Source organism: Flavobacterium sp. GW821-FHT11G01 (genome assembly GCF_058808175.1).
The window spans coordinates 38,593-58,901 of record NZ_JBXARK010000003.1 but is presented as its reverse complement, the minus strand read 5'-3'; the positions used below and the strand labels follow the sequence as shown (position 1 = coordinate 58,901).

General features: G+C 32.2%; 21 protein-coding genes. 16 read left to right on the top strand and 5 right to left on the bottom strand.

Annotated elements, in window-relative coordinates; genetic code table 11:
- Nucleotides 1–15: 15 nt before the first annotated feature.
- The gene (locus tag AC1RRN_RS07285; protein ID WP_492966674.1) at nt 16–729 is read right to left on the bottom strand and encodes a pyridoxine 5'-phosphate synthase; all 714 of its coding nucleotides are present in this window, start codon (nt 727–729) and stop codon (nt 16–18) included.
- 116 nt (nt 730–845) lie between these two features.
- Between AC1RRN_RS07285 and AC1RRN_RS07280 the strand changes: the two genes are divergently transcribed.
- The 8 genes from AC1RRN_RS07280 (at nt 846) to murI (ending at nt 9,304) form a co-directional block, all read left to right on the top strand.
- Nucleotides 846–1,505, top strand: a complete 660-nt coding sequence (locus AC1RRN_RS07280) for a CBS domain-containing protein (protein WP_492966673.1) — start codon at nt 846–848, stop codon at nt 1,503–1,505.
- Nucleotides 1,506–1,601: 96 nt separating this feature from the next.
- The gene (locus AC1RRN_RS07275) at nt 1,602–2,486 is read left to right on the top strand and encodes an NAD kinase (RefSeq protein ID WP_492966672.1); all 885 of its coding nucleotides are present in this window, start codon (nt 1,602–1,604) and stop codon (nt 2,484–2,486) included.
- Nucleotides 2,487–2,658: 172 nt separating this feature from the next.
- Entirely contained in the window at nt 2,659–3,348 is a 690-nt protein-coding gene (gene porG, locus AC1RRN_RS07270) for a type IX secretion system protein PorG (RefSeq protein WP_492966671.1), read from the top strand.
- Between the two features lie 4 nt (nt 3,349–3,352).
- A complete protein-coding gene (gene uppS / locus AC1RRN_RS07265) occupies nt 3,353–4,093 on the top strand; it encodes an undecaprenyl pyrophosphate synthase (protein WP_492966670.1) in 741 nt (246 codons plus the stop codon).
- Entirely contained in the window at nt 4,026–6,785 is a 2,760-nt protein-coding gene (locus tag AC1RRN_RS07260; protein WP_492966669.1) for a BamA/OMP85 family outer membrane protein, read from the top strand. The genes uppS and AC1RRN_RS07260 overlap by 68 nt, the downstream gene beginning before the upstream one ends.
- Before the next feature lie 48 nt (nt 6,786–6,833).
- Nucleotides 6,834–7,856 (top strand): OmpH/Skp family outer membrane protein, encoded by a 1,023-nt coding sequence (locus tag AC1RRN_RS07255; RefSeq protein ID WP_492966668.1) that lies wholly within the window; start codon nt 6,834–6,836, stop codon nt 7,854–7,856.
- 14 nt (nt 7,857–7,870) lie between these two features.
- A complete protein-coding gene (locus AC1RRN_RS07250; RefSeq protein ID WP_198528484.1) occupies nt 7,871–8,374 on the top strand; it encodes an OmpH/Skp family outer membrane protein in 504 nt (167 codons plus the stop codon).
- Nucleotides 8,375–8,527: 153 nt separating this feature from the next.
- Nucleotides 8,528–9,304, top strand: a complete 777-nt coding sequence (murI, locus tag AC1RRN_RS07245; RefSeq protein WP_492966667.1) for a glutamate racemase — start codon at nt 8,528–8,530, stop codon at nt 9,302–9,304.
- Between the two features lie 5 nt (nt 9,305–9,309).
- On the opposite strand, the gene bamG is transcribed toward murI, so the two are convergent.
- Both bamG and AC1RRN_RS07235 read right to left on the bottom strand, forming a co-directional pair.
- Entirely contained in the window at nt 9,310–10,545 is a 1,236-nt protein-coding gene (bamG, locus tag AC1RRN_RS07240; RefSeq protein WP_492966666.1) for a BamG family beta-barrel-assembly machinery protein, read from the bottom strand.
- Nucleotides 10,546–11,874, bottom strand: a complete 1,329-nt coding sequence (locus AC1RRN_RS07235; RefSeq protein WP_492966665.1) for a DUF4270 family protein — start codon at nt 11,872–11,874, stop codon at nt 10,546–10,548. It abuts the gene before it with no gap.
- A 280-nt stretch (nt 11,875–12,154) separates the two neighbouring features.
- On the opposite strand from AC1RRN_RS07235, the gene AC1RRN_RS07230 reads away from it, so the two are divergent.
- The 5 genes from AC1RRN_RS07230 to AC1RRN_RS07210 all read left to right on the top strand — a co-directional run bounded on the left by AC1RRN_RS07230 (nt 12,155) and on the right by AC1RRN_RS07210 (nt 16,282).
- Entirely contained in the window at nt 12,155–12,946 is a 792-nt protein-coding gene (locus AC1RRN_RS07230) for a DUF6268 family outer membrane beta-barrel protein (RefSeq protein ID WP_492966664.1), read from the top strand.
- A gap of 15 nt (nt 12,947–12,961) precedes the next feature.
- On the top strand, nt 12,962–13,969 hold the full coding sequence (locus tag AC1RRN_RS07225; RefSeq protein ID WP_492966663.1) for a Kelch repeat-containing protein: 1,008 nt from the start codon (nt 12,962–12,964) through the stop codon (nt 13,967–13,969).
- Nucleotides 13,959–14,291, top strand: a complete 333-nt coding sequence (locus tag AC1RRN_RS07220) for a DUF4907 domain-containing protein (protein ID WP_492966662.1) — start codon at nt 13,959–13,961, stop codon at nt 14,289–14,291. Before AC1RRN_RS07225 ends, AC1RRN_RS07220 begins: the two co-directional genes overlap by 11 nt.
- Nucleotides 14,292–15,404: a sensor histidine kinase gene (locus AC1RRN_RS07215; RefSeq protein WP_492966661.1), complete on the top strand. Its 1,113-nt coding sequence runs from the start codon at nt 14,292–14,294 to the stop codon at nt 15,402–15,404.
- A gap of 161 nt (nt 15,405–15,565) precedes the next feature.
- A complete protein-coding gene (locus AC1RRN_RS07210; RefSeq protein WP_492966660.1) occupies nt 15,566–16,282 on the top strand; it encodes a LytR/AlgR family response regulator transcription factor in 717 nt (238 codons plus the stop codon).
- A 1-nt stretch (nt 16,283) separates the two neighbouring features.
- Here the strand turns inward: AC1RRN_RS07210 and AC1RRN_RS07205 are convergent, their stop codons facing one another.
- Nucleotides 16,284–16,802, bottom strand: coding sequence for a gamma carbonic anhydrase family protein (locus AC1RRN_RS07205; protein WP_056188236.1), 519 nt, complete (start codon nt 16,800–16,802; stop codon nt 16,284–16,286).
- 6 nt (nt 16,803–16,808) lie between these two features.
- Nucleotides 16,809–17,798: a PorP/SprF family type IX secretion system membrane protein gene (locus tag AC1RRN_RS07200; protein ID WP_492966659.1), complete on the bottom strand. Its 990-nt coding sequence runs from the start codon at nt 17,796–17,798 to the stop codon at nt 16,809–16,811.
- Nucleotides 17,799–17,940: 142 nt separating this feature from the next.
- Here AC1RRN_RS07200 and AC1RRN_RS07195 point away from each other — a divergent pair, with 142 nt between their 5' ends.
- The 3 genes from AC1RRN_RS07195 (at nt 17,941) to AC1RRN_RS07185 (ending at nt 20,309) form a co-directional block, all read left to right on the top strand.
- Complete coding sequence (locus tag AC1RRN_RS07195) at nt 17,941–18,840, top strand: NifU family protein (protein ID WP_492966658.1); 900 nt, start codon at nt 17,941–17,943, stop codon at nt 18,838–18,840.
- A gap of 158 nt (nt 18,841–18,998) precedes the next feature.
- Nucleotides 18,999–19,406, top strand: coding sequence for a YtxH domain-containing protein (locus AC1RRN_RS07190; RefSeq protein ID WP_492966657.1), 408 nt, complete (start codon nt 18,999–19,001; stop codon nt 19,404–19,406).
- A gap of 96 nt (nt 19,407–19,502) precedes the next feature.
- On the top strand, nt 19,503–20,309 hold the full coding sequence (locus tag AC1RRN_RS07185) for a mechanosensitive ion channel family protein (RefSeq protein WP_492966656.1): 807 nt from the start codon (nt 19,503–19,505) through the stop codon (nt 20,307–20,309).

Here is a 20,309-nt window from a genome sequence, read left to right as displayed (position 1 = left end):
ATTCCGATATAGATTTTATTTCAGTTTATTTAAATACATATTCACTACATTATCCAAACCAAGATAAAGTGCTTCAGCAATCAGAGCATGACCAATAGAAACTTCTAACAATCCAGGAATATTTTGTTTAAAAAACTGAATGTTATCCAAACTCAAATCATGTCCGGCGTTAATTCCTAAACCTAATTCGTTTGCTAATTCTGCAGCTTTAACATAAGAATCAATTCCACTTTTATTTCCTAAATCATATTGATGTGCAAAAGCTTCTGTATATAATTCAATTCGGTCCGTTCCTGTTTTTTTGGCGCTTTCGATCATTTGCAAAACCGGATCAACGAAGATTGAAGTTCTAATTCCGTTACGCTGAAACTCCTGAATAACCTCAGTTAAATAATCCTGATTTTTTATGGTATCCCAACCTGCAGAAGAGGTAATTGCCCCAATTGCATCCGGAACTAATGTCACCTGAGTTGGCTTACATTCTAAAACCAAATCAATAAAATTATGTTGTGGATTTCCTTCAATATTATATTCGGTATAAACAATAGATTTTAAATCACGTGCATCCTGATATCGTATGTGGCGTTCGTCCGGACGTGGGTGAATCGTAATTCCTTGTCCGCCAAATTTCTGAATATCGGTAGCCACTTTTAATAAATCAGGTACATTTCCACCTCTCGCATTACGTAAGGTTGCAATTTTATTGATATTTACACTTAACTTTGTCATATAAATAGATAATTAATTCTAGTAACACTATATTTGTTACGACAAAAATACAAAGTAAAACGTAGCAGTTTTTGCTATTTTTTGATTATTTTGCATCAAATATCTCCAACTGATCTATGACAGAAATTACCAACTATATCACAAACGATTTTCGAGCAATTGATAGTCAGGAAACGATAGCCTCGGTTCAGGACTTTTTTGCCGATGTTAATTTTTCGCATTTTCCGGTTTTGGAAAACGGTATTTTTATTGGAAGTATAGCTTCTGATGATATTGAAACTTTTGATACCGACAAAAAAGCGATTGACTACAAATATACTCTAGAACGTTTTTTTGCCAGAAAATCGATGATGTGGCTTGATGTTTTAGAAGTTTTTGCAAAAAATCATACCAATACAGTTCCGGTTATTGATGAAAACAACCTTTACATAGGTTATTATGAAATGGAAGACATCATGAAGTTTTTCCAGGAAACTCCATTTTTAAAAGAACAAGGCGGTATTATAATTGTTCAAAAAGGACTTTTGGATTATTCTATGGGTCAGGTAACTCAAATCGTAGAAAGTAATAATGGTAAAATCCTGGGTTGTTTTATATCTGAAGCTGATTTAGAAAATGTTCAGATAACATTAAAAATTGGTGTTGGGCCAATGAATGAAATTATTCAGACATTTAGACGATACAATTATGAAATCATTTCAGAGCATCAGGAAGACGCCTATATCAATAGCTTAAAAGAACGTTCTGACTATTTAGACAAATATCTTAATATTTAATTAGATAACGTGTCAATTTGATAATTAGAAAATTTTCACATCAGATGACATTATCTAATTGACACATTATCTAATTGCCATATCTAATTAAAAAAAATGAAAGTAGCCATATACGGACAGTATTATCAAAACAGTACAGAACCTATTATTAAAGATATTTTTTTGTTTTTCAATTCCAATAATGTTGAAATGGTAATTGAAGAAACTTTCCTAAAAATGCTTTATGAAAAAGAGCTGGTACAAAAAGAATACAAAACTTTTTCATCCAGCACATCTTTAGATAGCAGTTTTGAAATGCTGATTAGTATTGGTGGTGACGGAACTATTTTGAGAGCAGCAACTTTGGTTCGCAATTCTGGTGTTCCAATTTTAGGAATTAATGCTGGAAGATTAGGTTTCCTAGCTACCGTTCAAAAAGAAAAGATAGATAGTTTTTTACAATTTGTAATCGACAAAAAATATACTACTACAGAAAGAACTTTATTAAGTCTGACTTGTGATCCTCAAAACGATGCTATTGCAGAGCTGAATTTTGCTATGAATGAAGTTACAGTAAGCCGAAAAGACACTACATCGATGATTACAGTTGAAACTTATCTGAATAACGAATACCTAAACTCTTATTGGGCAGATGGATTAATTATTTCAACACCAACAGGATCAACAGGATATTCTTTAAGCTGTGGCGGACCAATATTAACACCAAATGTCGAAAGTTTGGTTATCACACCAATTGCCCCTCATAATTTAACAGCAAGACCATTAGTAATTCCCGATAACACTGAAATTAAACTACGTGTTACAGGAAGAGAAGATCAATATTTAATTTCTCTGGACTCCAGAATTTCATCTGTAAAAAACGAATCAGTTTTAACCATTAAAAAAACAGATTACAAAATAAAAATGGTCGAAATTCCAGGCGAAACTTTCTTAAAAACGCTGAGAAACAAATTACTTTGGGGAGAAGATAAAAGGAATTAAGCTTTTTCTGACTCCTTACTATACGATAATACCACATTTTCTCGTTCTGCATGTAGTGAATCATCATTAAATGTCTCAAAATCATATCGTAAATTGAAAAAAAAGCACATTTAACTAAAGGAACGTTGATTCGTATCGATAATTATTATATTTGCACGCAATTTTGAATTAAATGAAGAAAATTTTTAATTTATTGTTATGTTTTTTCCCCTTTATCACACTAAATGCTCAAATCAATGAGATTGGTGTTTTTCTTGGTGGAAGCAACTTTGTAGGCGACGTAGGAAGTACAACTTATATTGCTCCTGAAAAATTAGCTTTTGGCGTTTTGTATAAATGGAATAAAAGTCCACGCCATGCGTATCGCTTCTCTTACATGCAATCTACAATTGCAGGAAACGACAGAGATTCAGATGAAACAGGAAGAAGCAACAGAGGCTACAGTTTTGAAAATACTGTAAAAGAATTTTCTGCAGGATTAGAATTTAACTTCTTTGATTTTAATCTTCATGATTATCATACAAAAGTTACTCCTTATATATATTCGGGATTAAACTTTTTTATGTATGATCAGTTGTATCGATTTACAAGTAGTCCTAATGTTACGCAATCAGGAAGATCAAGCTCATTTGGAATACCTATAATATTAGGTATAAAATCGAACATTACACCTCATTTTATTTTAGGTGTTGAAGCCGGAGCCCGTTATACCTTTACGGATGATATTGACGGAAGTAATCCGAATACAGATAGTGCGAATATATTGAAATTTGGAAATTTAAATAATAATGATTGGTATGTTTTCTCTGGTATTACTTTAACCTATACCTTTGGACAAAAACCGTGTTATTGCGCAGAATAATAAAATGAACTTACTAGACTCTATAGATCAAACAAATTTACCCAAACATTTGGCCATTATCATGGACGGAAATGGGCGTTGGGCCAAACAACAAGGCTTTTTACGCGCTTTTGGACACGAAAACGGAACTAAATCGGTAAAAAAAACAATTACGACTTGCGCCAAACTTGGTATTGAGTATTTAACCCTTTATGCTTTTTCTACAGAAAACTGGAATCGCCCGAAACTAGAGGTTGAAGCATTAATGAAAATATTAATCAATTCATTAAAAAAAGAACTTGTTACACTGCAGGAAAACAATATCAAACTTAACGCTATTGGAAATCTTGAAAAGCTGCCAAAATCAGCCCAAAGAGAACTTTTAGACGTTATTGATAAGACAAAAAACAATACACGTCTCACTCTAACTCTCGCGTTAAGCTACGGATCACGGGAAGAATTGGTAAATGCTGTTAGAATCATCAGTGATAAAGTTAAAAATAATATAATTTCATTAGACACTATTGACGATTCAATTATAAATGAGCATCTTTACACGCAAAATTTACCTGACGTAGATTTATTAATACGAACAAGTGGAGAACATAGAATAAGTAATTTTTTGCTATGGCAGATCGCCTATGCAGAATTATATTTTACTAATGTCTTGTGGCCAGACTTTAAAGATCAAGATTTATATGAGGCTATTATTAGTTATCAAAAAAGAGAACGTAGATTTGGAAAAACCAGTGAACAAATTAAATAATTTTTTAGTGTTACAAAAAAGAATACAAATAGTACTTACCCTACTTCTTTTGGGTAGTTTTTCACAAATAAAAGCACAAGAAAGAGTTCCTTTTGATCAAGGAAAAAAATATATTCTTGCTAAAGTTTCTGTTGTTGGTAAAATAAGCTTCAATGAACAAACTGTTGTTACTTTTTCTGGTCTTCAAAAAGGACAGGAAATAACTGTACCAGGTGAAGAAATCAGTGGTGCAATTAAAAAATTAGGTAAACTTGGTCTATTTGATGAAATTTCATTTTATGTGAATAAAATTGAAAATGACAGTATTTATTTAGACCTTGATATCGTTGAACTCCCTAAATTAAATGAGGTTAAATTTGTTGGTGTTAAAAAGAGCAAAGTAGAAGGTTTAATTAAGGATAACAACCTGACAAAGAACAAAATTGTCAATGAAAACCTAATTACAACTACTAAAAATTACATCGAAAATAAATACAAAAAAGAAGGTTATTATAATACTAAAGTTACTATAACAAATACGCCTGATACTACTGCCGGAAATCAGGTAAATATGCTTGTTCGTATAGATAAAGGTGATAAGGTAAAAATTAGTAGTATTGACTTCATCGGAAACAAACAACTTACTGACTCTCAATTGAGAGGCGCAATGAAAGACACTAAACAAAAAAATGTTTTCCGTGTTTTAAAAGCATCAAAATTTATTCCTGAAAAATACAAAACAGATTTAGAAAAAGTTATTGCTGCCTATAAAGAAAAAGGATATCGTGATGCCCGTATTATTTATGACTCTGTTACTTATAACAAGGACAAAAATATGCTTGCTATCAAAATTAATATGGAAGAAGGTAATAAATACTACTTTGGAAATATTAAATTCTTAGGAAATACTGTTTATTCTGACCAACTTTTAAACCGCTATTTAGGTATAAAAAAGGGAGAAGTTTATAACGGGGTTTTATTAGAAAAAAGAATTGCTGACAATACAAAACCTGATGCAGAGGATATTACTAACCTGTATCAAAATAATGGTTATTTATTTTCAAAAATTAACTCTGTAGAGGTAAGAACAGTTAACGATACAATTGATTTCGAAATTAGAGTTACTGAAGGACCAATTGCCTATTTCAATAAAATATACGTAACAGGAAACGATAAAACTAATGACCATGTTATTTACCGAGAATTGAGAACCAAACCAGGTGAAAAATACAGTAAAGAACAATTAGTTAGAACTATTCGTGAAATTGGTCAATTAGGATTCTTTGATCCTGAGGCAATCAAACCTGAATTCAGAAATGTTGATGCAGGAGCAGGAACAGTAGATATCGAATACCAGGTTGTTGAAAAAGGATCTAGTCAGGTCGAACTTCAGGGAGGTTATGGTGGAGGTGGTTTCATCGGAACACTAGGACTTTCGTTTAACAACTTCTCTGCAAGAAACATGTTCAAAAAAGAAGCATACAAACCTCTTCCAATGGGAGATGGTCAAAAAGTAGCGCTTCGTTTACAAGGAAGTACTTATTTCCAAACATATAGTTTATCATTCTCTGAGCCATGGTTTGGAGGTAAAAAACCAGTACAATTCAGTTCATCTATCTCTTATAGTACACAATACTTAAATAATTATATTACCAGAGATGTAGACAAAAGCAAAAGTTTTAATATTTTTACTGTACAAGTTGGTTTAGCAAAAAGGTTAACTGTGCCGGATGATTATTTTGTTTTATCACAATCGGTAAGTTACCAACATTATGACCTGAATAATTATAACACAGGCTTATTTACATTTGGTAATGGATCGTCGAGAAACTTAGCCTATACAATTGGACTTTCGAGAAGTAATAAAGGGGTAAACCCAATATTCCCAACTTATGGTTCTGAGTTTAGTATTTCTGCAAAAGTAACACCTCCATATTCATTATTTAATGGTATTAATTATGCAGATTTACCAAATCAAAAAGAGTATAAAATGCAATACACCGGAGAAAACACTTCTGGTGCTGATGGACAACCGTTAAACAAAGGTGATTATATGAAGTCAGCTGGTGTAAATTCATCAGGCCAAACTTTATATAACAGTGTTGGATCTGATTATGCAAGTGCCGATACAGATCAGGGTAAAGTAGATCAGAAAAGATACAATTGGTTAGAATATTACAAAGTAAAATTCAAAGCAGATTGGTATACTAAAGTATATGGTAAGTTAGTTTTAAGAACATTGACAGAATTTGGTTTCCTTGGAGCCTATGATCAGGCAAGAGGAGTTGTACCTTTCGAACGTTTCTATTTAGGTGGAGATGGAATGGCCAATTACTCGATGGATGGTAGAGAAACAATCCAGTTGAGAGGTTATCCTAACAACTCGTTAACTCCGGTAAATTCAAGAGGAGAACAAATTGGAGCAACAATTTATAACAAATTCTCGATGGAATTGCGTTATCCAATTACATTAAAATCATCAGCATCTATTTATGCCTTAACGTTTTTAGAAGCAGGTTCATCATATCCAACATTCAAAGATTACAACCCATTTGACTTAAGTCGTTCAGCAGGTTTTGGTTTACGTGTATTTATGCCAGCGTTTGGATTGCTGGGTATTGATTTAGGATATGGATTTGATGCTCTTCCTGGATCTGTTACAAATAAAGCAAATGGCTGGGAAACACACTTTATTATTGGTCAACAATTTTAGTCCAATTTTTAGTACATTTGGTTAAAAATTTGAAAATAAACTAATGTTATGAGAAAACAATTTTTATTTATATTTTTAGCCTTGATTGTAGCTCAGGCAAGTCAGGCTCAGACAAGGACGACTAGAATAGGCTATATCGACATGGAATATATTTTGGAAAACGTTTCTGATTACAAAGAAGCCACAGCTCAATTAGAGCTAAAAGCTCAAAAATGGAAACAGGAAATTGAAGCCAAAAAATTAGATATAAATACGCTTAAAGAAAGCCTTAAAGCTGAAAAAGCTTTATTGACCAAAGAGCTTATTGATGAAAGAGAAACAGAAATTAAATTTCTTGAAGATGAAATGCTGGATTATCAACAAAAGCAATTTGGTTCTAATGGAAATTTAATTCATCAGAAAGCGGCATTGGCAAAACCAATACAAGATCAGGTTTTTACTGCCGTTCAGGATATTGCTGAAGCTAAAAATTATGATTTCATTTTCGACAAATCGTCAGATTTAACAATGCTTTTCAGCAATAAAAAATTTGACATCAGCGATCAGGTTATTCGTATTTTAAACCGAACTGATAAACGTGAGCAATTGACTAAAAAACAATTGAAAGATCAGGAAGTTAAAGAAAGTAAAGAAAATGCAATTGACGAAAATCCGGCAATGGCAGACAGACAAAAAGCACTTGATGAGAAAAAAGCAGCAAGAGAAAAGCTGATTGAAGACAGAAGATTAGAACAAGAGGCGAAGAAAAAAGAATACGACGACAGAAGAAAAGCAATAGCAGCAGAAAGAGAAGCCAAAAAAAATGGCACGGTTTCTGAACCTGCAAAAACAACTGAAGCCGCAAAAACAACTGAGACTGGTAAGACAGATGCAACAGCTAAACCAGCTGCAACAAATGAAACAACACCTCCAGCTGACCCAGCTGTAAATAAAGCAGAAGAAAGACAAAAACTTTACGAGCAACGTAAAAAAGAATTAGAAGAAAGAAGAAAGAAAATAATAGAAGAAAGAGAAGCGGCTAAAAAAGCAAAAGAAGCCGAAACACAAAAATCAAATACGACCAATAATTAATTAATATTTTAAAAATGATGAAACAAATCAAAACTTTACTAATTGCTGCCATACTAATTTTAGGAGCAAGTAACACAATGAACGCACAGGCTAAGGTAGCCCATGTTGATGTTAGCGAGATTATGTCGAAAATGCCTGCAATGCTTGATGCTCAAAATCAACTACAAAAATTAAGTGCTACATATGATGCTGAATACAAAAAAATGATTGATGAGTACCAAACTAAAATCAAAAAGTATGAAGCAGAAGCTGCAACTGTAACTGAAGCTGTAAACGGAGAACGTTCTAAAGAAGTTCAGGATATGCAAGGTAGAATTACTTCTTACAGAGATAATGCTCAAAAAGAATTACAACAAAAAGATTCTGATATCGTAAAACCAATCATGGAAAAAGTAAAAGCTTCTATCCAAAAAGTTGGAAAAGCTAAAGGTTACCAATACGTATTAGATGGTTCTACTTTAATCTTAGCTGATGGTCCAAACATTACTGCTGACGTTAAAAAAGATTTAGGATTCTAAAAAACGAATTACTTAGTATCAAACTGCCCAAATTTTGTAAAAAAGTTTGGGCAGTTTTTTTGTATATTAAATTATGATTAAAAAACAATAGTATTCTTTAATTTCAGTTTAGTAACAGTATAAATCTATTTCAAAAAATACTAAATTTGTAGTATGACGAACAACAATCCTATAGGCGTTTTTGATTCCGGTATTGGAGGAACTTCCATTTGGAGCGCCATTCACGATCTACTTCCAAACGAAAAAACTATATATTTAGCTGACAGCAAAAATGCTCCATATGGCCAAAGAACCAAAGAAGAGATTGTTGCTTTAAGCAAAAAGAATGTGGATCTTTTACTCGAAATGAACTGTAAATTAATAGTTGTAGCCTGCAATACTGCCACAACAAATGCTATTCGTGAGCTTCGTGCAACTTATGACATTCCTTTTATAGGCATCGAACCTGCGATAAAACCTGCGGCAAATAATTCGAAAACACAAGTAATTGGAATTTTGGCTACTAAGGGAACATTAAATAGTGAATTATTCAATAAAACTGCTGAAATGTTTCAGCATACTACCATAATTGAACAGGTAGGTCATGGACTTGTTCAACTTATTGAAGATGGAAACCTGAACTCACCAGAAATGACTCAATTATTAGAGTCTTATTTAAAACCGATGATTGATGCCAATATTGATTATCTGGTTTTGGGATGTAGTCATTATCCTTATTTGATTCCACAGATCAAAAAAATACTTCCTGATCATATTCAAATTATTGATTCGGGAGAAGCCGTAGCTCGTCAGACACAAAATATTCTGCGTGAAAAAGTTGGTTTTTCGGACAATCAAAAAAGCGAACCTGAATTTTATGTCAATTCAGATCCCGCTGTTTTAGAGTCCATATTAAATTATAAATATGAGGTAATAAAAAAGGATTTTTAACTCTCCTATTCTATCTTTCTTTTAACGAACCAAATTCCATCGAGTGACAAGTTAAGAGATATTTTATGGTAATTTTCCTTTATCAGATTATCTGAAATTCTCCCTTTTTGCCCGTATGAATAGGAAATATTTAAAGATGAAAAAGTGTTTTCTATTGGCAGGGAAAGTCCAACAGAGATCGATGCATTATTTACGCGTTTACCATCAACTTCAAGATAGCCGGTGTCAAAATTAGCGCCGGCTGCATATTGAACGCTATCCCAGTATTTTCGAATATTCTTTTTAGCTCTATAGGTAAATCCAAGTGCAAATCGATCCTGATTCACAAAATCTCCATACAATTTAGATTGATTAGAATCATTCCATAAACTTTTTTCATAGTCTAAACTCATGTTCAAATTATTTTTAAAACGCTTGCTAATCCCTACTCCAATTTCCAAAGGCATATAATAATCATCTGTATCTGTAATAACATCTGATTCTATAGAAGTCACAACTTCATCTGAAATAGTTTGTACGGTTTGGACTTTAGAAGCTTTGATTTGAGCAGGCATTTTTAACGTTGAGCCAATTGTTAAAGTCGAGTCAATTTTATACTGCGCCCCCAAAGTGGCACGTAAACCATTATATTGTGTTTTTTTATGAATGGTTGTAATTGAATTTAATATTAAAAAACTTCGATCATCAACTGTATTTCCAAACAGTAAGGCTGCCGAAACTCCAACGGAAACTTTCTTTCCAAATCGATATCCATAAGAAAAATCAAAATTATTTAATCCACCAGAACCTGCAGCAGTCATATAATAATATTCCTGGCTATTTTCTATTGGTAACTTCAAATTAGAAATTTTAAATGTCGCACTAGAATAAGGTCTCAAAGCCACACTAAAACCCGAATTCTTTGTAACCGGGAAAGCAAAAGCAATATGTGAAAATTGAAAATTATTACGACTCTCCGTTCTGGAACCACTCTGATAAGTTGTTGCTATAGCTTTTCCTCCTATATCAAACATAAAATGATTTTGGGGCAAATAAGCTAATGATGCCGGATTCAGATTATTAATAAATGTGTCTGATGGTAAGGCAATTCCAGAAGATCCAATAGATGGAATTATACCAAAATCAGAATCGTATAAACTCCCTACACCATATAGTGAATAAGGAGAACTTGAAATACTTTGCGAAAATGAAGTTAGCGACAACAATAAGGCGCCACTTAAATAAGCTATTTTATTTTTCATTTAATAAGAGATGTAATAAATTTTCAGTTGAATTTTGTTGTCCGGATGTTTTTGATCTCCGAGAACTATTCTGTTTACCGCTTTAGAAATAACCGGTAATGTTAGAATCAGAGAAGATCTGGAGTCAGACTGTTTCCACATTTCCTTTTGTAGAAACCATCCAATCGGAATATTATATCCGACATTCTCATTAAACTCATCGCTTTTTTTATTTAAAATACCATAAACTGCTGCACCGGCAGAATTTACTAAAGAACCACTCAATCTATTTAAATTGTCTGACACATACACTTTCAGAGAATCTGCCAAGGGATATTGTTCCGAATAAGAATTATTAACCGGTTTTAAAAGCAATTGTGCGTCAACAATAGCGCCTTTGTCTGAAATATATTTGAGTTGCTTAATATTTGGAAAATCAATTCTGCAGGCGACCCCTGTACCAGATTGAATAAAACCCTGCTTATTGGTGAGGGAACTTGATAATTTACTACTCGATACCGGTAAATTCTGAAGCAATGTTCCACTTTTATCTAAAGAAATCGAATTAAATTGTCTTGTAACATCTGAAATTGTCAACTCAACAACATAAGGCTCTTCTTCAATATCTTTCGGAGATCTGGAATAATACATTCTAATCATGCTTGTTGCCGTATTAAAACCGATAACACTAGAAGAATTAGAACCGGAAGGAACCAATACAAGTCCTTTTAAATATTCAGTAAAACTATCAGAGTCCGTTACTTCCCTTTTTTTCATTTTTTGGAAAAGCGCGGATCCAAAAGTATCATTCATTTTAATTGTGATAGAATCTTTTTCAATAGGCCTTGGTTTATATGAAATTGATCCAATACTTTCATCGCTATAACTCAAAGTAGAATTATTATAAAAACTTTTATCATCAACATTAGGCTTAACTTTCTGAGTCAGACGATGAATATCAAAAGTTTGCACTTTTGTCGTATCGCCATAATAATAATTATCATATTTCAGTGTCATTACTATAGAATCAAAAACGTAGTTTACTGTTTCAGTATCTGATCCGCTCGTATTTAAGCTGTAAACATTAGGCAAGATCTGGAAATAACTATTAGATTTTACTTTTCCAAAAATAGGGTCATCGTAATTTCCAATTAAAATTCGTTTTTGATTAGAAGTAACAAGAGAATCAAAATTTATCGTTGACATATCTACCGTTACGGTATCAATTAAAACAACTTTGTTACTTAAGGCTAAATAGTCTGATCCAACAACAAATTCGCCGGCATCTGTGTCTGTACCGCATGAAAGTATAGTGACAGCAAAAAACAACATCAATATAAACTTGTGCATAATAAATTTTTGAACAAATATAAATTGCACAATTCTGCACCACACTATAACATATACAGCCCAGCCTTTTTACACTATAAATAGCAGCAAAACATCTATAATACGATTATACAGGCAAATACTTCATTCAGCCATAAAAACGGCTCTTTTGTCTATCAAAACATACCATACATATATCTTCTTTTTTTTAAAAACATTAGGAACATACTTTTGAACCAATAAATAAGTAATGAAAATATCGCTTTTAATATGTTCGCTTTTTACAATTTCATTTTACAGTATGAAAGCACAAGAAAATTTGTCCGTAAATATGAATTTAAAAACTGAACCTACTGATAAAATTAATTTTAACGAGACCAATATCAGCATCAAAATCAATAAAGAAATAAGTTCTAAAAGTAAAATAACGAACACGTTAGAATATTCTCATTTAAATGTAAATTATGAATTAGAAAGTTTTAATTCACTTGAAAAACCAGATCGTTTTAATCAATTACAAAATCAATTTGAGTTTTTACAAAATGTTTCAAAAACAACAAAATTGAATTTCATATTAATTCCAACTGCCAATTTTCAACAAGATTTTGGTATTTCTGATGTAACAATTTTAGGAAGTTTCGAAGTGCATCAAAAACTAGGTTCTAAAACCGATTTAAATATTGGTGCTGCCAGAACAGCAATTTTTGGGTATCCTAAATTCATCCTTGTTCTGTCTTTAAACTATAAAGTGAATGATAAAAGCAATATACTGATTGGATTTCCAGATTCTAAAATATCATATTCAAATAATACCCGAAACAATTTCAATCTAATAAACAGTTTTAACGGCAATTTTTACAATTTAGATTCTCAAATTAATTTAAACAAGGAAGCTACAAAAGTGAATTTATCTCAAATGACTTCGGCTTTTGAATACGAAAGAAATGTTGATAAAAATTGGTTTTTAAATTTTAAAGCTGGTTACAATTTCAATAAAAAATATACTCTGATTGATAATAACAATCATGAAGTGTATGATTTTAATACTGGTAACGGATATATTTTAGGCATTGGCATCAAATACAAACAATAAATAAATTAATATACTATGAATATTTTAAAAAAAGGAATATTATTCGCAGCACTGTTTTCTAGTCTCTTTTTTATGGGCTGTAGCAACGATGATGAAGATGATGATTTAATAGGAAACTGGATTAAAAAATCAGCATTTGATGGACCTGCAAGATCTAGTGCTACTAGTTTTGTTATTGGAGATTATGCATTTGTAGCAACAGGTTATACCGGAGACGTTTATTTGAAAGATTTATGGGCATACAACTCTAATGGAGATTATTGGGAACAAAAAGCCGATTTTACCGGAGTAGGAAGAAGTTCTGCATCAAGTTTTACATTAAATGAAAAAGGATATGTAGGTCTTGGATACGACGGAACTAACAAATTAAAAGATTTTTACCAATACGATCCTACGAGCAACAGCTGGACTCAGAAAACGGATTTTGGAGGAACTGGACGTTATGGGGCATTAGGATTTCAGGTTGGCGGAAAAGCTTACTTTGGAACCGGATATGATGGAAACTATCTTAAAGATTTTTATCAATATAATGATCAGGCCAATACCTGGACGCTTGTAAACGGATTTAGTGGAAATAAAAGACGTAATGCTACCGTTTTTGTAATTGGTGACAAGGCATATTTAGGAACTGGAATTAACAACGGAACTTATCAGGAAGATTTTTGGGAATTTGATCCAGCTACAGATACCTGGACAAGAAAACGTGATATTGATAAAGACGATGACGATGATGAATCATTCAATGATGATTATGCACTTGTTCGTGCAAATGCATCAAGTTTTGCCATGAATGGATTAGGATATCTTATAGGTGGAGAAAGCATTAAAACAGTCTGGGAGTATAATCCATCTACAGATTTATGGGTAGAAAGAACGCCAATGGAAGGTGTTACCAGAACTGACGCTGTTGGTTTTGCGATCAATAATCGTGGTTTTTATATGCTGGGAAGAGTTGGCTCAACCTATTTTGATGATGCCTGGGAGTTTAAACCTTTAGAGGAACAAAATGACGATGACAATTAATACAAAAAAACAATTCTTCTGGAATAAAATCCAGAAGAATTTACTCTTTCTTTTACTTGCCTTGACATTTGCCGCCTGTACAGAGAAAAGTTCTTTTAAAATCGAATCATTCAAAACAGCAACCGGCTGGGGATATACAATTGCCTGCAATGATAAAATAGTAATTAAACAATCTATTATACCTGTAATTAACCAGACTAAAAGCTTTACAACAGAAGAAGATGCCTTAAAAGTAGGCAATTTTGTAATCGAAAAACTCAATAAAAACTTATCCCCAACGGTAACAAAAAATGATTTAATTTTATTAAAAATAAAATTCTAAATGAATATAGATACCATCAAAAATACCAGCTCAAACAAAATTTTGTTCCATAGTATTATATGGACTTTCTTTATTTTGACCTCGCTAATTCAATTTTACGAAAGTCCGTTTAGAATCAACAATGATTTTTATGTACAATGGCTTACCGGGATCGTTTTGTTTTATCTGAACTATTTTTATTTGGTGCCTGCCTTGCTTTTAGAAAAAAAATACTGGCTTTATTTTGCTTTTGTTTTAGCACTTATTATTCTTTTTATGGTAATCAGAATTAATTATTTCATTCCTGAATTCAATCATTTGAGACCGGCAAACATGTTGCCTCCCAAAATAATGCCCGATGGCCCAACTGATTTTATAAAAGGAGAAAGACGTATTATAATGGCAAGAAGACAGCCTTTGTTTTTTAAAATTGGCCCTTCATTATTTTATATTTTAATTTTAACTATAAGTGCCATAATTAGAACACTAACAGAATTTTACAATAACCAACAAAACAAACTAATTGCCGAAACACACCGAACAAATACTGAATTAATTTATCTGCGTAAGCAAACTAATCCGCATTTTTTATTTAATTCTTTAAACAGTATTTATTCGTTGGCACACAAAAAATCTGATTTGGTCCCTGATGCCATCGTAACATTATCTGAATTAATGCGCTATATGTTGTATGAAACTGATAATAAAACGGTGGCTTTAGAAAAAGAAATTAATTATATCCAAAATTACATTGAACTGCAAAAACTAAGGCTTAACGACATTGAAGATATTGTTATAAATGTTCATGGTGATACCCGAAATAAATTCATAGAACCATTGTTGTTGATTTCGTTTGTTGAAAATGCATTTAAATACGGAACCGATTATAAAGGGGCAGCTCACGTAAAAATTAAAATTTTCATACATGAAAACAGTCTGGATTTCTGGATAGAAAACACCATTGAAGATTATACAAAAGACCCTGAAAATTCAGGAATTGGGCTGGCTAATATAAAAAACCGCCTTGATTTGCTTTATCCAAACGCCCATCAATTAGATATAACGCAGGACAATCAGTATTACCGTGTACATTTAAATTTAAAATTAGATGAAATTCAAACAACAATAAATTAATAATGATTGATTATGGATGGTTATACCTTAAGCAAAACCATAACGGTAAGTACTTAATTTAAATTTAAACCTGTAATTTATGAAAACTTTAAAACTTAATTTACTGGTTTAAAACTACTTTTGAAGACCAAAACAAATTTAACAATCTAATACTGAAATAGATGAAGTGTGTAATTATAGATGATGAACCTCTAGCGGTTGAATTATTAGAAGATTTTGTCCGAAAAGTAGATTCGTTAGAATTAGTCAGTACTTTTAATAACGCTATCGATGCCGTTTCATTTATCAATCAGACTAATATCGATTTGATTTTTCTGGATATTCAAATGCCTCATTTTTCGGGAATTGAATTTTTAAATACTATAGAAAAAAAACCTTTAATTATTTTTACAACAGCATATTCTGATTACGCTGTTGAAGGATTTAACCTTGGTGCGGTTGATTATCTGGTAAAACCAATTCCATTTCATCGTTTTCTAAAATCAGTAGTTCGTGCTCAGCAAATCTTTAATCCTGCGGCTACAGCTCAGGCTATTTCCGAGAGCACTACAGCTCCTGAATTAGAACAGGATTTTATGTTTGTAAGAGCTGAATATGAAAATGTGAAAATGAATTTTGCTGATATTTTATTTATTGAAGGCCTAAAAGACTATGTAAAAATCTATACCACAGACAATAAGTTTACCCTGACCTTAATCAGTTTAATAAAACTGGAAAATTTACTGTCAAGCAAAGGATTTTCGAGAATTCACAGATCTTATATTATCAATATAAAACATGTGAAATCGATTCAGAAAAATAAGGTTTTAATTAGTGATAAACGAATTCCTATAAGTGAAAGTTATAAAAACACCTTTTTCGAAAAGATCAATTTATAATTTATTCTTCGTTCTTAAACCAGCCTGAATACATCACGTAGTTGTTTGAAATACGCTCAATTTCTCCTGCAAAATCAGATTGGTCAATATCTTTTACTTTTTTGGCAGGAACTCCGGCATAAATACTTCCAGATGTCACAATAGTATTTTGTGTTACAACGGCACCAGCTGCCACAATTGCATTGCTCTCAACGACACAATTATCCATTACAATTGCTCCCATTCCTATCAAAACATTATCGTGAATGGTACAGCCATGGACTATTGCATTATGACCAATTGAAACATTGTTTCCTATAATAGTTGGGTGTTTTTGATAGGTACAATGAATAATCGCTCCATCCTGAATATTAACCTTATTTCCAATTTTAATGAAGTGAACATCACCGCGAATAACAGCATTAAACCAAACACTGCAAGATTCTCCAAATGTCACATCGCCAACAATGGTTGCATTTTCAGCAACATAACAATCTTCTGGAATTGAAGGCGATTTTCCGTTTACAGACTTAATCAGCATAATAAATTAATTAATAGCCGGACAATTACAATCGTAACGTTCCTTTTTACAAAATAAATTGATTCCTAAAGTAATTTGATGATACCCTCCGGTATCAAATTTCACATCGCCCATCACTTGTGAATAGGTGTAAGCAAACATAAAATTTTTATAATTTATACCAATAATTGGCGTAAAATATTGCAAGTTTTGAGATGAAACCCCGCTTCCTGTAACATATTGTGCTCCATCAAAACTCCTTCTATAAGAAAGTGCTGCCCATAAACTTCCAAAATCCATGTTCTTGTAAGCTTTCATATTTAGATCAATTGATTTCTCTTTGGTCTGATCAAATATTTGAAGCAAAACTGAAGGTTCCCAGGTAATATTTTCACTTTTACCAAAAACGTATCCGGCGCTCAAAAGAAACTTTCTCAAGTTGTCAGTTTCATAATCTGTATACAAATCTCTTCTGGTTTCAAGTAATCCCTGAACAGTCGCATGAGCATAAAAATTCAAATAATTATAAGACGCACCAACATCAACATTAAAATAAGAATCTTTTTGAATCTGACCAGAAACAATTGGATCAAATGTAGTTCCAAATGTTGTTTCATCTAATTGATTTTGAATTACTGCACCGCTAATACCAAAAGATAATTGATTCAAATCGATCTCGTCTCTGGAAAACATGATATGGTGTGCGTAAGTAAGCTTTACCCCTTTTTGAGAATGATAGCCATTTTTATCATTAAAAACAATAATTCCGGCTCCTGATCTCTCACCTATTCTACCGTTAAAGCTCAACGTTTGGAGAGATGGCGCATCTTCCTGACCAAACCATTGTTTTCTGGCTGTCAATCTTATTTTTGCACAATTTGCGGCGCCGGCCATAGAGGGATGAATCAAATAATAGTTGTCTGATAAGTAATCTGAATATACAGGAATACCTTCTTGGGAAAAAGAGTAAAATGAAGTTAATAAAAAGATAAATAAAACCCTGATTCTAAGTTCCATAAAGGCATTTTTGTTTGAATTAATTACAGACTCTCAATTTAATCCGATTAGTTATAATAAGAATCTTAATTATTTTATTAAAAAACCAAATATAGCCATTAGTAGAAAATAACTTTACTAAATTTGTAAAAAATTACAAATCATGACAAAAATCACCATAAGAGAAACTCAAAATCCAACTATATTAAAATTTGAATTTGAAGATTTCATCACCCAAAATCAAAATTTTGAATTTAAGAATATTGATGAAGCACAAGAATCACCATTAGCACAACAATTATTTTATTTACCATTTGTAAAAACAGTTTATATTTCTGGAAATTTCATCGCTATTGAAAGATACAGCATTGTAGAATGGGAAGACGTACAAGATGCTGTTGCAGAACAAATAGCAGCATTTGTAGACAAAGGTGGTGTCATCATTAAAATAGATGAAAACAAAGCTAAAAAACAGCCCATTACTGTTTATGGAGAAACAACTCCAAATCCGGCGGCATTAAAATTTGTTGTAAGCAGAATGCTAACCAGAAATCCGGTGGAATATAAAAATATTGACCAGACTGCTTCTTCTCCTTTAGCAAAAGAATTATTCAAATTCCCTTATGTAAAAGAGGTTTTTATTGATGAAAATTACATTTCGGTTACTAAATATGATATTAACGACTGGGATGAAATCACTTTAGAAGTGAGAACGTTTATCAAACAATTTATCGAAAACGGAGGAACTGTTTTAGATGAAAGTTTAATTGAAGTAACAACAAAAAATGATGTTACTAAAGATGAGGCTTTTGATAAACTGGATGTAACTTCACAACAAATCATCAATATCTTAGAAGAATATGTAAAACCGGCAGTTGCTGCTGATGGAGGAAATATTGCATTCGATTCTTATAACGAAAATGACAAAACAGTAAAAGTTATTTTGCAAGGTGCTTGTAGCGGATGTCCATCTTCTACTTTTACTTTAAAAAGTGGAATCGAAAACATGTTAAAGAGCATGTTAAATGATGAAGGTATTAAAGTTGAAGCTTTAAATGCATAAACAATAAACTTAAAAAATTAAGTAAAGCGTTCGCCAATGGTGAGCGCTTTTTTCATTACATCATATCTCGCTAACTTTCAATAAATTATTTCAACAATAATACTATAATTCTGTAAAAAAGTTTAATATTGTAACTTTAACCAATCAATTATAAAACCATGGGATTATCTTCATTTTTCAAAAATTTATTTGGCTCAGCCAAAGAATCTGCTACAGATTTAGCCACTCAGGCTGAAACTACTTTTGAGCAAGCTAAAGAAGCTGCTACACCTTATATTGAAAAAGCAGAAACTTTTGCAGAAGAAACAATTGCCAAAGCTAAAGAAGCTTCAGAACCTTTACTTGATAGCGCTGTGGAATATGCTGGTCAGGCAAAAGACATTGTTAGTGAATATGTAGAAAAAGCAACAGATTCTATTAGTGAGGTTATTGATTCTGTAAAAGAAAAAGCAGGTGAATTAACCAGCGAAACTAAAACTGTTGCCTCAGAAACCGTAGTTGATGCAAGTGAAACAGCAGCCACTATCGAAGAAAAGGCTACTGACGAAGTTGCTGACAAGGAATAAAAACGTCATTTTTTTCTAATAAAAATAAATATCTTTATATTTGCATTACCAATACACCTTCTCGTTTTGAGAAGGTTTTTTTATTCGATAAACATGATGAGTCCAGAACAAATTAGTACTTACGCTACTAAATTCATTGACGTATTAGTTGATTATGCGCCAAAATTAATCTCGGCATTTCTAATTTTATTTGTTGGTATCTATGCCATCAGATTAATAAATAGAATTATTATAAAAATAATGGTCCAAAGAAACCTGGATCCTACATTAACAAAATTCCTTTCAGACATCTTAATTTGGGCACTTAGAATTTTATTATTTGTGACCTTTATCTCAAAATTGGGTATAGAAACTTCATCATTTGTTGCTATTCTGGGAGCAATGGGACTTGCAGTTGGTTTATCATTGCAAGGTTCACTTTCTAATTTTGCCGGAGGAATGTTAATTATCGTTTTTAAACCTTTTAAAGTTGGCGATACTATCGAAGCTCAAGGCGTAATAGCAACTGTAAGCGAAATTCAAATTTTTGTTACCAAAATGCTTACTGCTAACAATCAAACTGTTTTTGTGCCAAACGGTGCATTATCTAATGGTACGATTATTAATTACTCCATGCAGGGAGAAAGAAGAGCCGATTTGACTTTTGCAGTTTCGTATGATTCTGATATTAAGAAAGCTAAGGAAGTTCTTTTAGATGTTTTAAATAAAAACCCTAAAGTACTAAAGAAGCCTGCTCCAGAAGTTTTTGTAAAAAACCTAACAGCTAGTGCTGTAGAATTTTCAGTACGTCCGTGGGCTAAAAATGCTAATTATGGAGCTGTTTTTTCTGAAACTTTAGAGAATTGCAAAGCAGCTTTGGATGAAGCCGGAATTTCAGTTCAACCCTATACGTTACAAAAATAA